Source organism: Pedobacter ginsengisoli (assembly GCF_002736205.1).
In the GTDB taxonomy this organism is placed as follows: Bacteria; Bacteroidota; Bacteroidia; order Sphingobacteriales; family Sphingobacteriaceae; genus Pedobacter; species Pedobacter ginsengisoli_A.
Genome location: NZ_CP024091.1, coordinates 2,916,640 through 2,935,513, shown reverse-complemented (window position 1 = coordinate 2,935,513; position 18,874 = coordinate 2,916,640). Strand labels below are relative to the sequence as shown.

Below are 18,874 nucleotides of genomic sequence, written 5' to 3'. Positions count from 1 at the left end.
CAAACCGGGATGTGTTGTTAAGCGCTTTATCTTTGCGGTGATCCTGAATACTTTTGTCGCAGGTCGTGTTTAAAGGCTATTTTTAGTAGCGCATCATTTGTGCGATCAATAGGATGATGATGAAAATCAGCAGCCATTGTAGCTGCTGATGTGTTTTTCTAGTCATTGGGCATATTGAATTTGATGAGTTTTCCGCTGTCTTTGATGTCGGAGATGATGGTTGGATTGCCGCTGTAGTAGATGTTTCCGCTGCCGGTTATTTTTGCTTTTAATTCTTCCAGTACGTTGATTTTAATGTTTCCGCTTCCGGGTAGGTCGAATTCTGCGATGTTTGTCCACATGGCTGAAAGGTCTGTGAAGCCGGTTCCGGAGTTGTAGAATTTGAAGCGGTTGTTGCGTATGGAGCCGATAAATGTATATTGGCGGAGCCGGTGTTGCGGATGTTGAAGGATTCCTGGTCGTTGAAGTTGCCCAGTATTTCTATGTTTCCGCTTCCTGAGGTACTGAGTTTTTCCAGGCTGGGTAGGGTCAACCAGATTTCCAGGTCGTTGGATAGGATGTTGCCTTGTTTGTAGCTCAGGACCAGTTCGTTGTTGACGATGTTGGTGTTGAAGTGTTGGATGAGGTTGTCTGATCCTTTGATGGACACCGAATGGGTATCGCCCTGGCTGATGTGGATGTTTACTGCGCTGTTGGTGCTGATGCTGTGGAATGTGCCCGGGTTTCTGGTTTCGGTGATCTGCTTGCCGCTGGGGCTGATCTCCTCTTTTTTGCAGCTGCTGATCAAAAGGAGCAACAGGGGCAGGATAAAGAGGTTTGATTTCCTGGGTTGGTGAATGCTGTTGGCGGTATTGCTGAAATATATCATGGTTTTATTGTTTGATGAATTCTACTCTTCTGTTTTTGGTATTGCCTGCTTCGCTGGTGTCCGAGGTAACGGGGGCGCTGGAGCCTTTGCCTTCGGTTTCTATGCGGCTTGCATCGATCTGGTAAGTTTTTGCCAGGACATTTTTAACGGATTCGGCGCGTTTGCTGGATAGGGTCTGGTTGGCCTCTGGTTTGCCGACTGCATCGGTATGTCCGATGATTTTGATAGTCAGGTCTGGGTTTTCAGTCATGGCTGCGGCTACTTCTTTGATGCTGCCTTCGTTATCAGATTTTACTTCAGCGGAGTTGCTGGCAAACAGGATGCCGCTGGTTTCCAGCTTTCCTGTAGTCAGAAGTTTAGAGCGCTTGTCTGAGCTTCCTTCTGCGAACCTGAAATTTGATACGTAATAACCCAATTGCTCATTGGTGTAATTGGAGGTGGACATGTCAATTTTGAGCTGATTCAAATTGCCGTTTAGTGGAGCTGCCTGTGGCAGGTCAAATACTTTTTCCTGATCTATCCAGATTCTTACTCTTTCCTTTTGAATGCTGATGGCGACATGGATTGGACTGCCAACCTTATTCTCGAAATTTGCCACTTTGTATTTGTCGCTTTCTAGTTTCTTTGCAACGTTCTCATAGGAGGTCAGTTGTATTGCAGCTTCTGATCTGTAGGGTGCGATGGTGAATTTCAGGCAATTTTTCAGGCGGTAGTCATAGGATAAAATTTCTCCTTTATTTCCCCGGTCGTAGAAGGCGAAACCAATTGCCGGTACCATATACCCACCCGCCTTCGGCCAGTTCATGATCAGGTCAAACTCAATAGTGGTATTCTCTCCGATGTTCACTACCGGGCTTACAAATGTACCTGGATATACGCGCAGCCAGTTACCTTTGGCATTATTCACAGTAACGATTTCGCCTTTACTTCTGGTGTACCATTTTAAGGGGAACTGGCCAATAGCATCCTGAGCGAAGTTGTCTGCCAGCAATACTTTAGATCCTGGAACGAAGTCGTAGACGGTGGTGCTGGTCAAAGCGGTGTTCTTGCTACCGGAGCTGTTTTCAGTTTTTATACCTGATTGGCTAGTATTGTTCGCTTCGGTATTCTTTTTGTCTTTTCCCTCTATGGCTTTGTCAAGGGTTTTAGAGGCCATGTCTTCTGCTTTTTGTTTCAGTTTGTTTAAAAAGCCCTGGGCCATTAAATTGCTTCCGGCCAGCAGTAAGGCCGAGATAAAGATTAATTTTTTCATGTCTATGCTGTGTTTGTTTAAAAAAGATTAGTGAACAGGGATATCTCCAGGCTGATTTTTCTGACCTGATATCCTGCTGCTGTGTGTTCATTTGTGGTACCTGCGCTAACTTTCAGTCTGGAAGGTTGATGTAGGATGTCGCTATGATGTGGGGTAAACCACACCAAAACGCAGGCGAGCAGGAAAAAAACGCCCGCAGCGAATTGGATAAGCCGGTTGTTAATTTTCATTTCCGTATATATATAAATTAATGGATTCCAGTCTTTCCGGTGCCAGGACCTTTTGAGCCAGGTCATATACCAGGTTAAACTGGGTGGATGTTCTATTTTGATTCATGCTGTTGAGCCAACCGGACATTTCCCTGTTGGTGTTATGGATCAGCATCCACTGCACCAGAACGTCTTCACTTTTGCTTGTAGACTGGTCCATATGCAGCAATTGTAACGCCCGGAGTTCACTGTCGCTGTGATTATTCCATAGCAAGGGGTTGATGAGCTGTTCTTCCATGTTCATGTGATTGAAGTTGTAAGCGGTGAATTCTACAAAGGAATTCAGGAGCTTATCACCCAGCAATTCTTTTTCCGGGCCTGATTTTGCTTCTTCAAAGCCGCAGATAAGGATGTCTAGCTCAAGGGTCAGGGAGTCGGTATGGTAGTGCTGATTGGTAAAAAAGCTGGACATGCTCTGGCTTTGGTTTCCAAGTTGCGGGAAAATATAATCCTCTTCCCATTTGGTATGCCTGTGCAGCTGTAATAAAACCAGTTTGATGCGTTCTATACCTTTATCGGCCTGCTGGGTGATTAAAAAATCGGTCTGCTGAAGTTGCAAAAGTGTATCGGCAAGCAATGCCCTTAATCCTTTATGTACGCTTTTAAACAGGTTAAATCTGATCTCTTCCATGGTATAGCTTAATTTTATTTTGCTTGATTTCGCTGCTGCTGATCGGCAGGTTTGAAATACAATTCAAAATTAAGCTGGAAATGGAGGCCAGGGAATAGGGAATACTATTCAAGTATCTGGGTAGTACTGCCTATTTTAAGGGGTAAGTGGGATGTTTACGGTAATTTGGGTAGCATTTTGTGTCTTTTGAACATGGATGCTGCCTTTGAGTAGTTCCAGTCTGTTCTCAATATCAGGAGAAGCATTCAGTATCTGCTGGCTGGTTTGTATTTCAAACTTAAAAGCGACACTGGAAGTGTGAAGGTTAATGGCATAGCGGATCTGTTTGCCGGGCTTGCTGGCCAAAATACTGTCTGTCAACAGCTGTAAGATCCTAAAGATGTGCATGGACTCGTCTGTATTGAAATACGCGTTGATTTCATCTGTATTTCCCTGCTCGATATCATAATTGGTAAAAGTATCTGTAATTAAGCCATGGATGCTCTGGGTTAATCCCAGCAGGTCCATTTGGTATGGTCTTAACCGGTGAAGTATGCCACGTACTTCAGCCATGGTAGCTGCGATGTGTTCAATGGGACGGCTAACCAGATTCTTTATAGGCTCATCGCTGAGCTGTTGCAGGCGCCAGGACCTGTTCTTAATCAAAATCAGCTGCTGGCCAATGTTGTCGTGCAGTTCCATGGCGATGCGTTTTTTTTCCTGTTCCTGCCGCTGAAGGAGTTCTTTCAAAAATGCTCTTTTTTCTTCAATCGTCTTCAGCTGAATCTGATCTTGCTGCTTCCTGTAAAAGTTGAGCCTGCTGGCCAGGGCGAAAGACAGGATTAATGCTTCCAGCAGTGTTCCCCAATGCATACTGGTACGGGTAATCAGATTGTCAGGCAGGATATCCAGGTCTTTTAAGTTGTACACAGCGTTGCCCAGCATGAGGGATCCGAATCCAAGTATAAAATAGATGGCTGGTTTGTAGCCCTTTCTTAAACTCTGAATGCCTGCTCCAAACCAATAGATGAAAAAGGGGTACATCAGGTATTGTACAAGCATAAAGGAATAGGCGCCTTTGTAGAAAATATCAGTCAGCAAAATCACTATAGAAAGCAGGCACATCAGCCCCCTGATTTTATAGAAAAACGGACTGTTTTTTTTGGTTTGCAAAAAAGAATTGGTAAAAATGACACTCAGGAGGCTGGCTATGGAAATGATCGTCCCTGCGCTGTTTAACCAGATGAGCTCAGTCAGGATATCGGGCAGGAAGCCATTGTAAAAAAACACGTTCAGACTCCAGAAAAATATATAGCCTAAATAATAAAGATAAGGCTGTTCATTAGTGATGATGTAAACAAAAAGGTTGTAAATGGCAAATGCGATCAGCATGCCAAAAACAATTCCATTCAATAGATCTGTCAGGTAGCTCTGTTCGAAGGCTTGCCTTAAGGTAGTGACTTTAATTGGCAGCCTGAGTATATTATTGCTGCTGGCTTTGATATAAAATTCTGAAGCTGTTTGGATTGGAATGGAAATAGGTATCAGCAGGTTGTTTACCCTTACCTCTCCTATGGTTTTGGGTTTGTTGGCGGTTCTTGCAAATATCTTAAACAAGCCACGGTCCTTTTTCTGATATACGCTAACCGATTCCAATACCGGCGGGCTGTCGATCTGGATGTGCCAGCCGGTTTGATTGCTTTGGTTTTGAATGCGGATTTTAACCCAAACCGATGCCGTTGTGGCTCCCAAGGACAGGGTGGGAAACTTTGAGGGCTTAAAGTTTTTTTCCGACAGTTGATCAGCGCTAATGGTATTGTCAGCATCAATCAGGAACAAGGGATGGCTAAGCGCATAGCTTTTTGTATTGTCTTTCAGCAGAATATCCTGGGCATAACTTTCTCTTATACCGGAAAGTACGAGAAACAATAGTAAAACTTTGAGTAACCCTTTGCTCATTTCTTAGCGTTGTTCGATGGCAAAACGCAGCAAGCTGTTTTTGCCATTTAAGTTTAGTTTTTTCAGGATATTCATCCGGTGGTTGGAAACCGTTTTTTCACTGATGAAGAGTTCATCGGCTATGGCTTTTGTACTTTTATAGCTGCCTACCAGTTTCAATATTTTCATTTCTGATGGCGTCAGTGTGCTGAGCAGCTCATTGGCGGTTGGATTATGGTTTGCCGCTCTGCGCTGGCTGAGTAAAAATGAACTCATCTCAGGGCTAATGTAGGAATTCCCCGTCATTACAGCCTCTATGGCCTGTATGATATCAACCACCGCATTTTCTTTTAACACATATCCGGCAACGCCAACATCGAGCGCGCGCAGGAAGGTGTCTTTTGCCTTGTGCATGGTCAGCAGGATGACGTTAGCCTCCGGCACGAGTTTAATCAGCTCTTCGGCTGCGACCAGTCCGTTCATTTCCGGCATGTCTATATCCAGTATGGTCACCATCGGGTGACGGGTCCGGGCAATGGCCAGCGCTTCCAGGCCATTTTTAGCTTCGAAAATAACCTCGTAACCGGGTTCAGATTCTATGACTTCTTTTAGGCCCTTTAGGAATATCGGGTGATCGTCTGCGATGAGTATGGTCGTCTTTGCGTTCATATGGCTATGGTTTTAATTGGAATTTTGATGGACACTTTAGTGCCTTCACTGAGTTTGCTGCTTATTTTTATCTCGGCATGCAGGAGTTTGCAGCGTTCCCTGATGCCTGAAAGTCCTAAACCTGTGGAGGGGTTTTGGGTGTGATATCCTTTTCCGTTGTCCTGGTAGTTCAATTGTAAATGTTTTGCAGCTGATTTGATTCGGATGCTGCAAAAGGTTGCACCTGCGTGTTTGATCAGGTTACTGAGTAGTTCCTGTACGATCCTGTACAGATTCATCTGAGCTTCTTTGTCAAGCAAATGATCTAAATCATCTATATTCAAATCTATCTTTGTACTTGCATTAGTGGACATATCTTCTGCCAGACGTTCTAAGGAGCGCTTCAGTCCTAGTGTATTCATTTGATAAGGTGTAAGCGAGAACGATACATTGCTGACTTCTTCAATGGCCTTTCCAATGTCCTGGGTTATGCTATAAAACAAGTCAGGGTTTCCACCATTGCTTTGCTTTTCCAATATATAGATTTCATTTTTGAGCTGTACCAGTTGCTGTCCGATGCGGCTACTGAGCTCAGTAGCGATGCTTTCTTTTTCGTTTTCCTGCGCAATGAGGAGTTCTTTGGAGAAACCTGCGGTCTGTTCCAGCATTTCGGTTTGCAAGCGCATGGTTTGCTTTTTTGAATCGTTCAGTTTTACCGCCAGGGAAAAGGAGAGTACAAGCGATTGCAGGCAGAGTCCCATCTGAATACTCATAGAGGAATGAAAGCCTTCATATAGTATATAGCTTAAGGGCACGCAGGCAAAGGCAGCCAGGTGAAAAAGCAAAGATTTGTAGCCTTTCTTTGAATTGACATAAACTGTGAGCAGCCAGATTGCGAGGGCCAGCAGCAGGATATTGAGTAATTGCCCCTGAATGTAACCATTCCAGATCAGCAAAAAGATCACGCTAAAAAACAGATACCCTAGATAAAATAGATAGGATTTATCCCTGATGGCAATGTAGATATAGAGGTTGTAAATCATCAGGGCCAGTAAAGCCCCAAACATAAATCCGTTGACAACATTTTTGAAATGCTCTTCTTCGTAGATCGCTTCCAGCGTGCCCGCATATACCGGGATTTTGAGCTTATAGGTGTTTTTGATGCGCAGGTAATAATGCCGGCTTTCCCCTTTCTGCAATTTCAAAGGGAGGATAAATCCATTCACCTTTACCGGGCGGTTGGTGTACGGTGTTTTGCTGTTCAGTCTCAGGTGTTGGAAGCCTCCGTCTTTTAGCTTCCTATATAAATCTACTTCGCTAACGGGCGGTGGCACCTGGATGTACCAGTCATTGGAGCTGGAATTGTTGGTTAGGGTGACGCTGATCCAAAGGGCATTTTGATTGAGGCGGGCAGCTTTGATTTTATAAAAGGCTTCTGTATTGCGCAGCACTATCCGTTTTGGCGCAGCCTTTAAGCCAGATGCCAATAGGATAAGTATACAAATAATCCACCTAACAATCATGTTCAAATATAAATAAGATCAATGGATTGAAAATGGGTAGTAGTACCTATAAATATGATTAATGTCGCTTATTTATCTCTTACCGTACCCGGGCTAATTTTGACCTCAGATTATTTTCAAAAATTACCAGAGCAATTAAAATTAGAACATGAAAAAATTAAATGTGTACTTGATGGGTATGCTGTGTGCAATTAGCATACTCGCCTGTAAAAAGGATAAAGTAAAAGTAGTGGAGGAGGAAAATCCCGAGGTCGTGGCCCTGGTTAGGCCCAAGGGAGTTTCAACGGGAGCAGCGGTTACCCGGCGTATTGGGCCTGCAGGCGGAGTGATCGCTTCTTCGGAATGCGGCCTGAGTATCAATATACCTGCTGGTGCGTTGAAAGCGGAAACAACCATTGGTATTGAACCCATTACCAGAACGAATATTGCGGGTGCGGGAAAATCCTTCAGACTTAGCCCGCATGATGTTCAGTTTGAAAAACCGGTTTCACTGACTTATGCATTTTCTGTTGAAACAGACTCAATAGCCATGATGGAAACCTTTGGATTTTCTTATCAGCTGGCAAGCGGAGCCTGGAAGTATGTAGGGGCCAGCAGTTACGATCTTCAGGGAAAGACTGTAACGTTTAAAACGACGCATTTTAGTGATTGGTCTATGATGAACCGGGTGTCGCTTTCGCCGCTTCATGCCAGTCTGGAGCCGGGAGATAAACAGGAAATTAAAGCGCTGATTTATACTCAGTCGAAATACGAGGATTTGCTGGTGCCGCTTACCGGTGATGGGGGAGTTGAACCTGGTTATCCGGTAGGAACGCCAGTGCCTTTGCCTGCCAAATACATCAAGTCCTGGGATTTAACCGGACCAGGTAACATCATCAGTTCCAATGGGAATAAGATTACCTATCAGGCTCCTGCTACAGTGAATGGCTCTGCAAATGCAACGGTGAGCCTGAACCTGAATGCGCCGGTGACCGGTACGTTTATGTTATTATCCAATATCGAGATTTTGGGTGATGGTTGGGCTGAGTTAAATGTGAGTAATGGGAGATTCCCGGTTACACCGGCGGTAAAGTCAGGGCAAAGGTTTCTTTTGTCTAATCCGGGGGCTGAGGGTGGCGGTGAATTCCTGCTGACCTGGAATGGTGGCGTCGGCACCTATGCTTATGATCTGACTGCTACAGGAAATAAGTTTCATTTTCTGATCGGTCATGGAGGATACACCAGCGCCTACGTAGATCAGCTGTTGGGTGATCTGGTACCAAGTGGTGGCAGCATCAACATTACCAAAATGGATAACAAATGGGTGGAGGGCAATTTTACGGTGCCTAATGCCGGAATCGGACCCCTTCTGATAAATACCGCCAGTATTACCGGCCGGTTCAAAGCCAGGGTATATATCCCATAAACATTAGAAAAATATTTATCCAATTTTAATAGTAAACAAATGAAAACTAACAAAGCAAAAATCTACAGTGGACCAGTCCGCTCATTTTTACCAGTCATTTTATTAACCATAGCGATTATGACCGGCACGGCATACGGTTGTAAAGAAACCGAGGCAGCCTCGCCGGCTATTGAAGAGGGGTATGGAAATCATCCCAGATCTGCGGTGCCCGATGAACTGGTAGGCTACTGGATAGCTGGAGTTAGCTCGATCAGCAACTTTTGGGGATATAATGGAAGTTACCAGGGGCCGGCCAACGAGATTGCCGTAGGGTATATGTTATATAAGGACGGCCGTGTAAAGGAGTATTTCTATTATACCAGTACTTCTACCTATTGCCGTACTCAGGTGCTGGGTTATAAGCAAGGAACTGTGAAGATTGACAAAGAAGCGAAAACTTTTGAGGTATACTATGCCAGTGGTCATTACAGGTCTTTTAATACCTGCGGATCGGCTAACCCTCCGGGATTTGGGGAAACAAAACAATACACGGCTGCGGAACTTTCTCCCGCGAAGAAATCAAATCTGAACAACTGGACTATTCAGCAGGTAAATGGCAAACAGACACTTGTAGTTCCCATTGGAGATGGAGAAGTACAGTACTATGTAAAGTCAACAGAACCTCAGAAATAAATTTTAAGGTTATGTTAAGCAATTCAAAAATAATGCAGCTGCTGGGATATGGGAGGGCGCTGCTTTTACTGCTCATCGTGTCGGCCTGCAGTCGGGACAGGGATATCCCCAGGCCGGCTGCGGTGAAGCAGATCGAGTTTAAGGAAAAACAATTGAGCGTAGCTGTTGGTCAATCAGTCGAGCTGAAGGTTCTCCATTCTCCATCTGAGTTGAATGCGCCGGAATATGAGTGGTTTGTGCTGAATCCTGATGTGGCAAGGGTAGAGAATGGTAGACTCCGTGGATTAAGTGTGGGAGAAACGGTATTGTCGGTTACTGCAAAAGGATTGAATCTGACCGCCCGGATGAGGATCAGCGTGCTGCCTGTGCTGCCGAATGCGCTGCAACTGTCTGCGGAGAAGACCTCTTTGGTTCCAGGGGAGGAAACCCTGGTTACTTATACGATCGATCCGCAGGACGTAACTGATTCGGATCAGCTGGAAATAGAATGGTCGAGTTCGGATGAGACTATTTGCAAGGTTTCCGGAGGTAAGGTTCTGGCCATTGGTGCGGGAGCAGCGAATGTCATTGCGAAGATCAAAGGGACAGCTGTTACAGGGACACTTCGAATTCAGGTGGCTCCGGTACCGGTTGAATCGGTTTCTCTGATTGTTCAGCAAACGACGGTAACTGTTGGGAAAGGAATGCGTTTAGTCCCACGGATATTGCCGGCGAATGCGACTGATCATCGGTTAATCTGGTCTTGCGACGATCCTCAGGTGGCCAGTGTAATTGATGGAACTGTTTTGGGTATTAAAGCGGGAACGACTACGATCCGGGTAATGAGTGTAGATGGCGGGAAGGGTGCTTCATGCGAGGTTACCGTGAGGCCTGTACAGGTGCAGCGCATTGTTTTGTCGGTGACTGACTTACCGCTTGTGGTGGGGCAGGAATATACAGTGGGCGCGGTTGTGCTGCCCGTGGAAGCGAGCGATAAATCGTTGAAATGGAATTCGTCCAATGTCAGTGTCGCCACTGTAAGTCCGCAAGGCCAGGTTGTCGCTAAGGGGAAAGGTACTGCGATGATCTGGGCCATTTCGATCAGTAATCCCAGGGTACAGACGGCCATTCAGGTCTCAGTAGGCAGTCCGGAGGACTTGGTTTTTACGCAGGTAACGGCCAGTTCCAAGGTATCGATCGACGGGTATGTGTCAGCAAACCTTTCAGCTTTGTTTGAAAACGGATATTCCAGTCCGGTCAGGTTAATCTCCTTTGAAGTGATGTCGCATTCCGGGGAGGTAGTTCTGGGTAATTATCTGTCGCCCGTTGTCTCGCCGAGTATGCAGTACAGACACTCCTGTACGATAAAAAATATCTACAGGCCGTATATCCGTTATATGTTCGAGTTGAATGGCCGGCGTTATGAACGTAGGGTGGAGATTTTATAGTTTAAGATACGCTGTTGTAGCTAAAAACCTGTTTTGATGATGTCAAAGCAGGTTTTTTTATTGAAAAGAATTAGCTGTGCTCGGTTTCTAGAACATTTTGGGAATGGCATAACTTTCATCGTGACCACTGATTTTAGTCCAAGTGATATTTAAGTAGCAGGTGTTGTCATGGATGCGTTCCACTGACCCCCCTTAGAAAACCACCCTCTATTTTTCGTATCTTTATGTTATTCAATTGAGGTCAACTCAGAAATTAATTTTAGATTTTTTATGGGAATATTTAAAGCGAATGATGTCCTGTCACATGGGCAACAATGGTACATTTATGTGCAAAATTACGGAATGAGGATGCTTAAAGCTGGAGATGTTATCAAGTTTCTTCGCGCATCAAACGAGAAATATGCGAATCCTATAGAGGACAAAAAGTTTCAGCAGCATTTCAATGCTTTTTTGAGTTTAATGAGGGTAGTGTATGCATTCAAGGTTTTAAGTTTTAGAAAAGATGGTTAGGGGGAGAAGTGCTTATTACAGCAATTCGTTAAAAGACAACACGAGGCCGTATCATTAATCAAAGATGATACGGCTTCTTTATTTGCTGGTTGTGTGATCCGTTCTGAGTGTTTTCTTACTATGTCTTTTTTCTTTGAATATCTATTGAAGTATACAAAAAACAGCTTTTCTAAGCTGCTTTTTTCCTTATATTTTGTGCAATTGCCAATAATCCCATTCAATTTCCACTTTTTGCTTACCTCTGAGCATGAAGCGGCGGAACCCGTGGTTCTGTTTGATATTAGCGAAAACAGGCTCTACGTCGTAACATCGTTTCTTTCTGTGACTGATGCCCTGTTCTGTATTGAGTAGATAAGGTGCCTTCTGCTTATGCCTTTGTAGGTTTTCGTTGATTTCGATCAGACGGTTGCCTTTGGATTTGTGACAAGCGCCATTTAGTGGGCAATTGCTGCAGTTCTTAGCTTGATATCCCCTGATCTGCTGCTCGAACCCACTTGCAGTGTCAGAAAGAAATGCTGCTCATTATAGCCGGAAAATGAGCAGTAAATAATATCAAAATGAGCCACAAATTAAAATGTCTAACTGGAGAAAAAAGCAATATGCATTTTTTGCACATTGCTTTTTTCTCCAGTTCTTTTCCCGGAAATGTATTGTTGCAATTCCATAGCTTACTTCTCAAGCTAAAACCAAAATTATATTAATAACCGAATTTTCGGTTCAAAAGTAGAGTGCTAAGGGTATTACATTAAAAGTTTATTTATGCTTGGCTATTAATTTTTCTCTTATTTTATGAAACCCTTTACTTTTAAATCTTCAATAATAGGCTCAATAAGCCTTAAAAAACGATCTAAATGTTCAAAGTAATCCGAAGACACGGTACAGAAATCTTTCCCATATGGGAAAGATTATTAAAAACTAAAAAAGCCTTTAGATATCTGAAGGCTTTTTTAGTTTTTAACTGTTGCATTTTTTGCAACAGCTGTTCCGATCTCTAAAAAATTACTAAAAATAGGTTTTAACAGCAAATTCAAACTGATTCTTGAAAATTTCCTTAAAAGGATTAATGTTGTTTTGCTCATAAAATATCAGCATTGCCTTTTTGTATTCGATTGAATCTACTGTTCTAAATGACAAGGGGCAATGTTCATGAGCGATCAATAAAGCATTGCTGACTATTCGCGCGGTACGTTTATTACCGTCATTAAAAGCCTGTATATAGGATAGTAGTACTAAAGCCAGTAACGCTTTTTCAAAGATGTTTTCTTTCTCGTTAATCAATGTGCACATCTCATTGAGGGCATCACGTATCTGATGCTCATTATCTAATGGCTTGTAATTGGTTCCGGAGATACCGACGCGTCTGTGACGGATGTTCCTGTCTACACCCAGATCTTTAATCAACAGACTTTGTAGCCTTGGACTTTCCTTCAGAAACAACGATGCCTTGAGCGGAAAGATTCGATAAAATGCGTTTTACCGTTGCATAGGCAACTTTTTCGCTCATCGCATCATGAATCGCTTTGGATGAACTTAATGGATGATCCTTTAAGTAATCAAGGATTAGGCTAGCATTTTTTCCTTGCATAATATTTAAATGATAAAATGGAGCTCACTGTTTATACAAATGTAGCTCATTTATAATTAAAAATGAGCTGCAAATAATGGTGTAATGAGCTGCAAAATTATAATCACAGAAATGAAGATCATTTCAGTAAGAAATTCGGCTCAATATAGGCGAAAAATGAGCTGTAAATAATATCAAAATGAGCCGAAAATTAAAATGTTTATCTGGATTGGCAATATGCATTTTTTGCACATTGCTTTTTTCTCCAGTTCTTTTCCCGGAAATGTATTGTTGCAATGGCGGCTAATATTTTCCTCTATTTTATAAAATTCTTTCTTTTTAAACCTTCAATAATAGGTTCTATAAGCCTTAAAAAACGATCTAAATGTTCAAAGTAATCCGGAGTAACGGTACATTGACTAAAGCCTTCGATGAAAATCGAAGGCTTTTTTAATTTATCAAAATAATTCTATCTTCATTTGACTAATATTAGTGTGATATTTGTTATATTTGATATATGGAAGCGCTAAGTATTCAGGGAAAGAGAGTAGTCGTTGTTTTTTGGAAAAATAATACAGAGAATCCTTTTGAAGTGTTCTCTAATCTAAAGAACTTTTGCCTGAGCTATCCGAAGTTCAATTATAACACCATAAGTAATTATTTGAGTAAGGCTAAAATTGCTTATGAAAATCATGAAATCAGAATCGAGCGTAAAAATATTATTTTAAAGCCTAAACTCAGTCGTGAACCTCGGATAAGAAAAATAGCACCAGTATTAAGGAGGGTTATGATGAAAGATGCAGATGATGAGCAACATGATCTGGAATATTGGTTGAGCAGACCAGTAAAAGAGCGTGCTGCAGCTGTCACATCAATCATTTCACAATCTTTAAAGAAGGGGCAAAGAATGGATAAAACTAAGCTGATAAAGAAAAGAATGTACGCATGACCTTGGCCGAAGATTTTGAAGATTTCGTTAAGTTGCTGAATCAGCACGATGTAGAGTATATGGTTGTGGGAGGCTATGCATTGGCATTTCATGGCAAGCCTCGTCACACAGGTGATCTTGATATTTGGATCAATGTATCCGAAGAAAATGCAGTTCGAATGCTTAAGGTTGTTAGTGATTTTGGGTTACAATCTCTAGGCTTTCAAAAGGAAGATTTTCTAACTGAAGGATTAATTAGCCAAATAGGATACCCACCATTGCGAATTGATGTACTGAATCTAATTGATGGAGTTGAATTTAGTGAGGCGAAGTTAAATATGGAAAGGATAGAACTAGAGAATGATCTTGTGATCAACTATATAGGGCTTAATGATCTTGTAAAGAATAAACAGGCTTCTGGTCGCAGACAAGACATTACCGATGTCAAAACATTACAGAAGTTAATGAAATCAAAAAAAACTAATTAAGAGCGATTGCTATAAGTTAGATTCATTTAGTTTTTCACATAAATCCCATACGGGAAATTTCACTCGTGCAAATTCCCACATGGGAAAGGGTATCCTTATAAGGGGGGCAGCTAAAGATCTGACGACAATCAGCTTCGATTACCCAGAAATCTCGTATTTCTCATATGCTCAATATATTTCCTCATGTCCGCAACCACTTTTAAATCAACAAAAAACCGGTGTGTTCGAAAGAAATCGTCGGGTACCGATCCGGAAAGATAGTTTTTTAAAACATTCTTTCCGGATTTTTTTATGCTCTAAATCCTTGTTTATCAGGTATATTTTTCTTCGCATTCACCTTTCATGATTTTATAATCCCGCCTGATCCAGATCTTCTGATAAAAACATTCCGCGGATTTTGGTCAGCATGTTATTCTGATGCGCTAGATCAGATGCTTACGCTCTTTCTCAAAGCCCTGCTTGTCATCTTCACTCAAATCACAGATGATCTTTTTATATACTTCTGCTCTTCCCGGAAGTGGCTGGAACTTTTCCAGTATCAGGTTAAAACATACCGCCAATGTACAGGATAGGTTAAAAGTAGTACATCAGCTTTTAGGGTTAAGTAACCGTTTAGCCGATGAAATGGAGAATATCTTTAATCATTGGGCTTTAGTACGGATAAGATAACGAGGTTAAACGCTTAATTCAAATGGCAATAGCACCAAATAAGGAAAACACCGAAGCCCTGCGAAGTGGTAAACTGGATGAAATTTCCAGTATCTATAAAAACACTGTTGAAGGTATATTTGATTATGCAACGACTAACCCAACACAACAGGAAGTAACCACAAAAGGAACTTTGTTTGGGGCTTACAATTCAATCACAGATTTTTACCAAAATATAAAAGGGTATAAAGACGAAGAAAGCAGATTCAAATCTATTATGTACGGTACGGGATTGCAAAAAGGACAAAAGGCTTTTGACCTCTGCAAGGACTTTGCTCAATTAGGCAAAGAAGCGCTTAATTAGCTGATTTATAAAATATAGTTTTTTGCCCATTAGGACAGCCCAAAATTTATGGGTGGCCCTAACGGGCCTTTGAGTGTTTTCTAAGCGTTTTTAATATTCAGTTCCATCTAATTCTTCTTTGCGACATTGATTTAGCTAAAGAAATGTCAGACACTAAAATGATGTAATAAATTTCTCTCTGTCTTTGAGTTAATTACATTCATATCTCTCGATAGCAAACATAAAGAAGAATACACCCGAAATCAGGCTCTAATCTTGTTCCTTTTGAATACTGGCAATACTCTTCAGACGAAATCTGCTTTATCGATCAATTTCAAAAGAGACAGTTTGGTCATCTTGGTCCACTCAACAAATAAACTGACATGCTCAACAAAACAAATTGACATGCTCAACAAAACTCCCGGCTTCGCATCAACCTAAATTTGTTCTACAACATTTAAATAAAAAACAAAATGGAAAAGAACAATTATCAAGGTGCATTACAAAACCCACTAGGTTCGGGGTTTAATGCATCATCAACCGCTAATGAAGTAATCAAAGGTATCGACCTTACAGGAAAAATTGCAATCGTAACTGGTGGTAATGCTGGTATCGGTTTGGAAACAACAAAAGTACTTTCGGCAGCAGGCGCTACCGTTATCGTTCCGGCCAGGGATTTGGAAAAAGCTAAAAGGAATTTGGCAGGCATTGCTAATGTAGAACTGGAGGAAATGGACTTAATTGATCCTGCATCTATTGATGCCTTTGCAGAGAAATTTATGGCAACGGGAAGACCTGTTCATTTACTAATCAACAATGCAGGTATTATGTGGATACCATTGCAAAGAGACTCTCGTGGCATCGAATCGCAATTGGCTACCAATTACCTCGGGCAGTTTCAACTCGTATCCAGGTTATGGCCTGCCCTTAAAAAAGCAGACGGAGCAAGGGTGGTTAATGTATCTTCTTATGGCCACCAAATGGCACCATTCAATTTCGATGATCCGAACTTCGAACATAGGGAATACCAAACGCTTCAGGCCTACGGACAATCTAAAACAGCTAGCAACCTGTTCACGCTTGAACTGGATAATTTGGCAAGGATGTTTAATGTAAGAGCATATTCATTGCATCCAGGCTCTATTCATGGTACCGAACTGGCCAGAAGTGCAGATATAGAACTATTTAAACAAATGGGCTTTTTTGATGAGAATGGTGATATTAAGCCAGAGATCGTAGCCAGCCTTAAGACCATTCCACAGGGAGCAGCTACTACGGTATGGTGCGCAACCAGTCCAATGCTTGATCATATTGGAGGTGTTTATTGTGAAGATTGTGATATCGCAGCATTAGATCTTGGTCATTTCGAGAAAGATAATGGTCTTGGCACTAGAGGGGTACAACCCTATTCGCTTGATCAAGTGAATGCTAAAAAGCTTTGGGATTTAACCGAAAAAATGACAGGGATTATTTTCAAAGTTAACTAACCTGCAAATACGATGAAAAGTTTAAATGGAAAAGTCGCTGTTATTACTGGCGGCAATAGTGGAATTGGTTATTCTACCGCAAAAGAGTTGAAAGAAAATGGCGCTAAAGTTATTATCACAGGAAGAAGAAAAGAAGCGATTGAGCGAGCAGCACAGGAACTGAACGTAACCGGCCTTATAGCTGATCAGTCTAACCTAACGGATATCAATGCTTTGGTAAATGACGTTACGAGAAAATTTGGCAAGATAGATATCCTGCTGATAAATGCAGGAATTACAAAATTCTCGACAATTGAAACAATGCCAGAAACGATTTTCGATGAGGTGATGAACGTGAATTTCAAAGGAGCCTATTTTACGCTGAGCAAATTTATCCCAATTATGAATATAAATGCCTCTGTAATTCTATTATCGTCTACCTCTGCACATATCTCTCCTCCTCAGGCCTCGGTTTATGCGGCAAGCAAGGCTGCTTTAAACGCAGTTATGAAGATTGCCGCACTAGAACTGGCAGATCGCAAGATCAGGGTAAACGCAGTTAGCCCTGGTCCTGTTTCCACAGCAATCATGGATAAAATCGGTTTGGATCAAAAACTTGAAGACCAAATGACCAGCACCATTCCTTTATCCAGGTTTGGTAAACCAGCAGAAGTGGCCAAATTAATTGCCTTCCTTGCAAGTGATAATGCCGCTTTTATTAACGGATCAGAATATTTAATTGATGGCGGCCAATGTGTTTAATATAACGGCGGATTTCATTAAAGAAATTCGCCTAAAACAAATAACTTTATTCCGATGGAGCATTTATCCAAATATTTGACCAAAGACATTAAGCTTTCCAGCTTTGAAGACAAACTGTTCAAATCAGACCTGATGTTCGATGATCACATGCTGGTTTGGTTTATTTCTGGAGAAACAAAGATCATACAGGCAGACCGAACATTTTATTTCAAAACCGGAGATATTTTTCTGATCCCAAGAAATGAACTGGCAACGATCATCAATTATCCAAAAAATGGACTGCCGCATAAAACAGTGGTGATGCATCTATCAACCGATAGACTGAAGCAATTTTATGAAAAAATAGAGATCAGAAAAGATATACAGAATGAACAGAAAATATACAGTTTTAGTAACCATCCCTTATTAGAAAGCTGCCTGGCTTCGCTGATACCCTATTTCAATATGGAGGGAGAATTTCCCGAAAGCCTTGCTTCCTTAAAAATTATAGAAGCAATTAGCATTCTAAGAATAATAAACCCAGAGGTAGATAGTGTTTTGGCAAATTTTGATGCTCCCGGAAAGATTGACCTGGTGGATTTTATGCAACGGAATTTTATGTTCAATATGTCACTAGAAAAATTGGGGTACTTAACAGGCCGAAGTTTATCTACTTTCAATAGGGATTTCAAGAAGCTATTCCATACAAGCCCTCAAAAATGGTTGACTGAGAAAAGGCTTGAATTAGCTCACTATCACTTATCCGAAAAAAAGAAAAAACCAACTGAGGTTTACCTTGAAGTTGGCTTTGAAGATCTGTCTCATTTTTCCTTTATTTTTAAGAAGAAATACGGAGTCTCTCCTAATCAAATAGCATTAGTTAGATAAAAGCAAAAGCACGAGGTAAAAAAATGAAAACTAAATTTCCGATGCTTTTTCAGCAGCTTCTATAATCACAGAGGCAGCGATCTCAGGCTGCGACATAAAGATTACATGACTGCATAAAATGCTCTCTGTGAAGCATACATAAAAGCTGCTTCATCTGCATCGATATCGGCACATATCCCTTTTCCTTTGCTGCGTGCGTGGTAGATATGCGTTAATTCGCTTAACCACAAACCTGTTTCAAGGTTGCCGCTTGCATAAGCATTGACATTGGTCACAACGATTAAAATTTTCAACATACTCATATTGCGATTTTTTATTAATACAAAGCTCTGAATGAAAATTAAGACTGATGTACCCCAATTAAGGGACTTTGTAACCAAATCTCTGACTTCCCAAATGCTTCTCAGTAATATGGTGAAAACAGCTATATACAAAAATACCCGTCCGGATTATCGAACGGGTATTTTTGTAAAATCAAGTACTTACTGTTTTTATTACATCGGTTTTAAAAAATCTTGCGATTTCTTATAATATTTCAAAATGATTCTTGCATCGGTTCCAAATTGATTGGAATGTATGACAAATATTTCAGGTGCTGCACGAAGTTTTTAGATTTAACCGTATCTTTGAGTGCATAAAAGCCTTAACGATTTTATTGTTAAGGCTTTATTTTTATCTTTTGTGAT

General features: G+C 41.5%; 21 protein-coding genes and 1 pseudogene. 11 read left to right on the top strand and 11 right to left on the bottom strand.

Features of this window, described 5'->3' with window-relative positions; translation table 11 throughout:
• Positions 1 to 158 precede the first annotated feature (158 nt).
• From CPT03_RS23250 to CPT03_RS12065, 7 genes are all read right to left on the bottom strand, one after another.
• The gene (locus CPT03_RS23250; protein WP_099439088.1) at positions 159 to 341 is read right to left on the bottom strand and encodes a GIN domain-containing protein; all 183 of its coding nucleotides are present in this window, start codon (positions 339 to 341) and stop codon (positions 159 to 161) included.
• The gene (locus CPT03_RS23095) at positions 269 to 868 is read right to left on the bottom strand and encodes a GIN domain-containing protein (RefSeq protein ID WP_157766421.1); all 600 of its coding nucleotides are present in this window, start codon (positions 866 to 868) and stop codon (positions 269 to 271) included. Before CPT03_RS23095 ends, CPT03_RS23250 begins: the two co-directional genes overlap by 73 nt.
• Positions 869 to 872: 4 nt before the next feature.
• Complete coding sequence (locus CPT03_RS12090) at positions 873 to 2,120, bottom strand: OmpA family protein (protein WP_099439087.1); 1,248 nt, start codon at positions 2,118 to 2,120, stop codon at positions 873 to 875.
• Positions 2,121 to 2,339: 219 nt separating this feature from the next.
• Entirely contained in the window at positions 2,340 to 3,020 is a 681-nt protein-coding gene (locus CPT03_RS12080) for a hemerythrin domain-containing protein (protein WP_099439085.1), read from the bottom strand.
• 135 nt (positions 3,021 to 3,155) lie between these two features.
• Positions 3,156 to 4,958 (bottom strand): 7TM diverse intracellular signaling domain-containing protein, encoded by a 1,803-nt coding sequence (locus CPT03_RS12075; RefSeq protein WP_099439084.1) that lies wholly within the window; start codon positions 4,956 to 4,958, stop codon positions 3,156 to 3,158.
• A gap of 3 nt (positions 4,959 to 4,961) precedes the next feature.
• Entirely contained in the window at positions 4,962 to 5,606 is a 645-nt protein-coding gene (locus CPT03_RS12070) for a response regulator transcription factor (RefSeq protein WP_099439083.1), read from the bottom strand.
• Complete coding sequence (locus CPT03_RS12065) at positions 5,603 to 7,072, bottom strand: 7TM-DISM domain-containing protein (protein WP_172954173.1); 1,470 nt, start codon at positions 7,070 to 7,072, stop codon at positions 5,603 to 5,605. The genes CPT03_RS12070 and CPT03_RS12065 overlap by 4 nt, the downstream gene beginning before the upstream one ends.
• A gap of 184 nt (positions 7,073 to 7,256) precedes the next feature.
• Between CPT03_RS12065 and CPT03_RS12060 the strand changes: the two genes are divergently transcribed.
• The 4 genes from CPT03_RS12060 (at position 7,257) to CPT03_RS12045 (ending at position 11,122) form a co-directional block, all read left to right on the top strand.
• A complete protein-coding gene (locus CPT03_RS12060; protein ID WP_099439081.1) occupies positions 7,257 to 8,513 on the top strand; it encodes a hypothetical protein in 1,257 nt (418 codons plus the stop codon).
• A gap of 39 nt (positions 8,514 to 8,552) precedes the next feature.
• A complete protein-coding gene (locus CPT03_RS12055) occupies positions 8,553 to 9,185 on the top strand; it encodes a hypothetical protein (protein ID WP_099439080.1) in 633 nt (210 codons plus the stop codon).
• Between the two features lie 11 nt (positions 9,186 to 9,196).
• The gene (locus CPT03_RS12050) at positions 9,197 to 10,612 is read left to right on the top strand and encodes an Ig-like domain-containing protein (protein ID WP_099439079.1); all 1,416 of its coding nucleotides are present in this window, start codon (positions 9,197 to 9,199) and stop codon (positions 10,610 to 10,612) included.
• A gap of 270 nt (positions 10,613 to 10,882) precedes the next feature.
• Positions 10,883 to 11,122, top strand: coding sequence for a hypothetical protein (locus CPT03_RS12045; RefSeq protein ID WP_099439078.1), 240 nt, complete (start codon positions 10,883 to 10,885; stop codon positions 11,120 to 11,122).
• A gap of 169 nt (positions 11,123 to 11,291) precedes the next feature.
• On the opposite strand, the pseudogene CPT03_RS12040 reads toward CPT03_RS12045, so the two are convergent.
• The 3 genes and pseudogenes from CPT03_RS12040 to CPT03_RS22800 all read right to left on the bottom strand — a co-directional run.
• Positions 11,292 to 11,596, bottom strand: a pseudogene (locus CPT03_RS12040) (transposase); the annotation flags it as partial.
• Between the two features lie 528 nt (positions 11,597 to 12,124).
• Positions 12,125 to 12,523 (bottom strand): Fic family protein, encoded by a 399-nt coding sequence (locus CPT03_RS12035; RefSeq protein ID WP_245869823.1) that lies wholly within the window; start codon positions 12,521 to 12,523, stop codon positions 12,125 to 12,127.
• On the bottom strand, positions 12,516 to 12,707 hold the full coding sequence (locus tag CPT03_RS22800) for a BlaI/MecI/CopY family transcriptional regulator (protein ID WP_157766420.1): 192 nt from the start codon (positions 12,705 to 12,707) through the stop codon (positions 12,516 to 12,518). The genes CPT03_RS12035 and CPT03_RS22800 overlap by 8 nt, the downstream gene beginning before the upstream one ends.
• 496 nt (positions 12,708 to 13,203) lie before the next feature.
• On the opposite strand from CPT03_RS22800, the gene CPT03_RS12030 reads away from it, so the two are divergent.
• The 7 genes from CPT03_RS12030 (at position 13,204) to CPT03_RS12000 (ending at position 18,188) form a co-directional block, all read left to right on the top strand.
• Positions 13,204 to 13,635 carry a hypothetical protein gene (locus CPT03_RS12030; protein ID WP_099439077.1) on the top strand — a complete coding sequence of 144 codons (432 nt, stop codon included), beginning with the start codon at positions 13,204 to 13,206 and terminating at the stop codon, positions 13,633 to 13,635.
• On the top strand, positions 13,632 to 14,102 hold the full coding sequence (locus tag CPT03_RS12025) for a DUF6036 family nucleotidyltransferase (RefSeq protein ID WP_245869822.1): 471 nt from the start codon (positions 13,632 to 13,634) through the stop codon (positions 14,100 to 14,102). The genes CPT03_RS12030 and CPT03_RS12025 overlap by 4 nt, the downstream gene beginning before the upstream one ends.
• A gap of 483 nt (positions 14,103 to 14,585) precedes the next feature.
• Positions 14,586 to 14,771 carry a DUF932 domain-containing protein gene (locus tag CPT03_RS23245; RefSeq protein WP_099439076.1) on the top strand — a complete coding sequence of 62 codons (186 nt, stop codon included), beginning with the start codon at positions 14,586 to 14,588 and terminating at the stop codon, positions 14,769 to 14,771.
• A gap of 22 nt (positions 14,772 to 14,793) precedes the next feature.
• Positions 14,794 to 15,114, top strand: coding sequence for a DUF932 domain-containing protein (locus CPT03_RS23240; RefSeq protein ID WP_099439075.1), 321 nt, complete (start codon positions 14,794 to 14,796; stop codon positions 15,112 to 15,114).
• 452 nt (positions 15,115 to 15,566) lie between these two features.
• Entirely contained in the window at positions 15,567 to 16,580 is a 1,014-nt protein-coding gene (locus tag CPT03_RS12010; protein ID WP_099439074.1) for an SDR family NAD(P)-dependent oxidoreductase, read from the top strand.
• A 12-nt stretch (positions 16,581 to 16,592) separates the two neighbouring features.
• Positions 16,593 to 17,321, top strand: a complete 729-nt coding sequence (locus CPT03_RS12005) for a glucose 1-dehydrogenase (protein ID WP_099439073.1) — start codon at positions 16,593 to 16,595, stop codon at positions 17,319 to 17,321.
• A 54-nt stretch (positions 17,322 to 17,375) separates the two neighbouring features.
• A complete protein-coding gene (locus CPT03_RS12000) occupies positions 17,376 to 18,188 on the top strand; it encodes a helix-turn-helix domain-containing protein (RefSeq protein ID WP_099439072.1) in 813 nt (270 codons plus the stop codon).
• A 101-nt stretch (positions 18,189 to 18,289) separates the two neighbouring features.
• Here CPT03_RS12000 and CPT03_RS23085 read toward each other — a convergent pair whose 3' ends face one another.
• The gene (locus CPT03_RS23085; RefSeq protein WP_245869821.1) at positions 18,290 to 18,490 is read right to left on the bottom strand and encodes a hypothetical protein; all 201 of its coding nucleotides are present in this window, start codon (positions 18,488 to 18,490) and stop codon (positions 18,290 to 18,292) included.
• Positions 18,491 to 18,874: the final 384 nt, after the last annotated feature.

Coding starts and splice junctions, on each gene's coding strand:
- CPT03_RS23095 (WP_157766421.1), bottom strand. CDS start 868: ATGATATATTTCAGCAATACCGCCAACAGCATTCACCAACCCAGGAAA.
- CPT03_RS12000 (WP_099439072.1), top strand. CDS start 17,376: ATGGAGCATTTATCCAAATATTTGACCAAAGACATTAAGCTTTCCAGC.
- CPT03_RS12060 (WP_099439081.1), top strand. CDS start 7,257: ATGAAAAAATTAAATGTGTACTTGATGGGTATGCTGTGTGCAATTAGC.
- CPT03_RS12070 (WP_099439083.1), bottom strand. CDS start 5,606: ATGAACGCAAAGACGACCATACTCATCGCAGACGATCACCCGATATTC.
- CPT03_RS12030 (WP_099439077.1), top strand. CDS start 13,204: ATGGAAGCGCTAAGTATTCAGGGAAAGAGAGTAGTCGTTGTTTTTTGG.
- CPT03_RS12025 (WP_245869822.1), top strand. CDS start 13,632: ATGACCTTGGCCGAAGATTTTGAAGATTTCGTTAAGTTGCTGAATCAG.
- CPT03_RS23240 (WP_099439075.1), top strand. CDS start 14,794: ATGGCAATAGCACCAAATAAGGAAAACACCGAAGCCCTGCGAAGTGGT.
- CPT03_RS23085 (WP_245869821.1), bottom strand. CDS start 18,490: ATGAGTATGTTGAAAATTTTAATCGTTGTGACCAATGTCAATGCTTAT.
- CPT03_RS12045 (WP_099439078.1), top strand. CDS start 10,883: ATGGGAATATTTAAAGCGAATGATGTCCTGTCACATGGGCAACAATGG.
- CPT03_RS23245 (WP_099439076.1), top strand. CDS start 14,586: ATGATCTTTTTATATACTTCTGCTCTTCCCGGAAGTGGCTGGAACTTT.
- CPT03_RS23250 (WP_099439088.1), bottom strand. CDS start 341: ATGTGGACAAACATCGCAGAATTCGACCTACCCGGAAGCGGAAACATT.
- CPT03_RS12010 (WP_099439074.1), top strand. CDS start 15,567: ATGGAAAAGAACAATTATCAAGGTGCATTACAAAACCCACTAGGTTCG.
- CPT03_RS12075 (WP_099439084.1), bottom strand. CDS start 4,958: ATGAGCAAAGGGTTACTCAAAGTTTTACTATTGTTTCTCGTACTTTCC.
- CPT03_RS12050 (WP_099439079.1), top strand. CDS start 9,197: ATGTTAAGCAATTCAAAAATAATGCAGCTGCTGGGATATGGGAGGGCG.
- CPT03_RS12080 (WP_099439085.1), bottom strand. CDS start 3,020: ATGGAAGAGATCAGATTTAACCTGTTTAAAAGCGTACATAAAGGATTA.
- CPT03_RS12005 (WP_099439073.1), top strand. CDS start 16,593: ATGAAAAGTTTAAATGGAAAAGTCGCTGTTATTACTGGCGGCAATAGT.
- CPT03_RS12090 (WP_099439087.1), bottom strand. CDS start 2,120: ATGAAAAAATTAATCTTTATCTCGGCCTTACTGCTGGCCGGAAGCAAT.
- CPT03_RS12055 (WP_099439080.1), top strand. CDS start 8,553: ATGAAAACTAACAAAGCAAAAATCTACAGTGGACCAGTCCGCTCATTT.
- CPT03_RS22800 (WP_157766420.1), bottom strand. CDS start 12,707: ATGCAAGGAAAAAATGCTAGCCTAATCCTTGATTACTTAAAGGATCAT.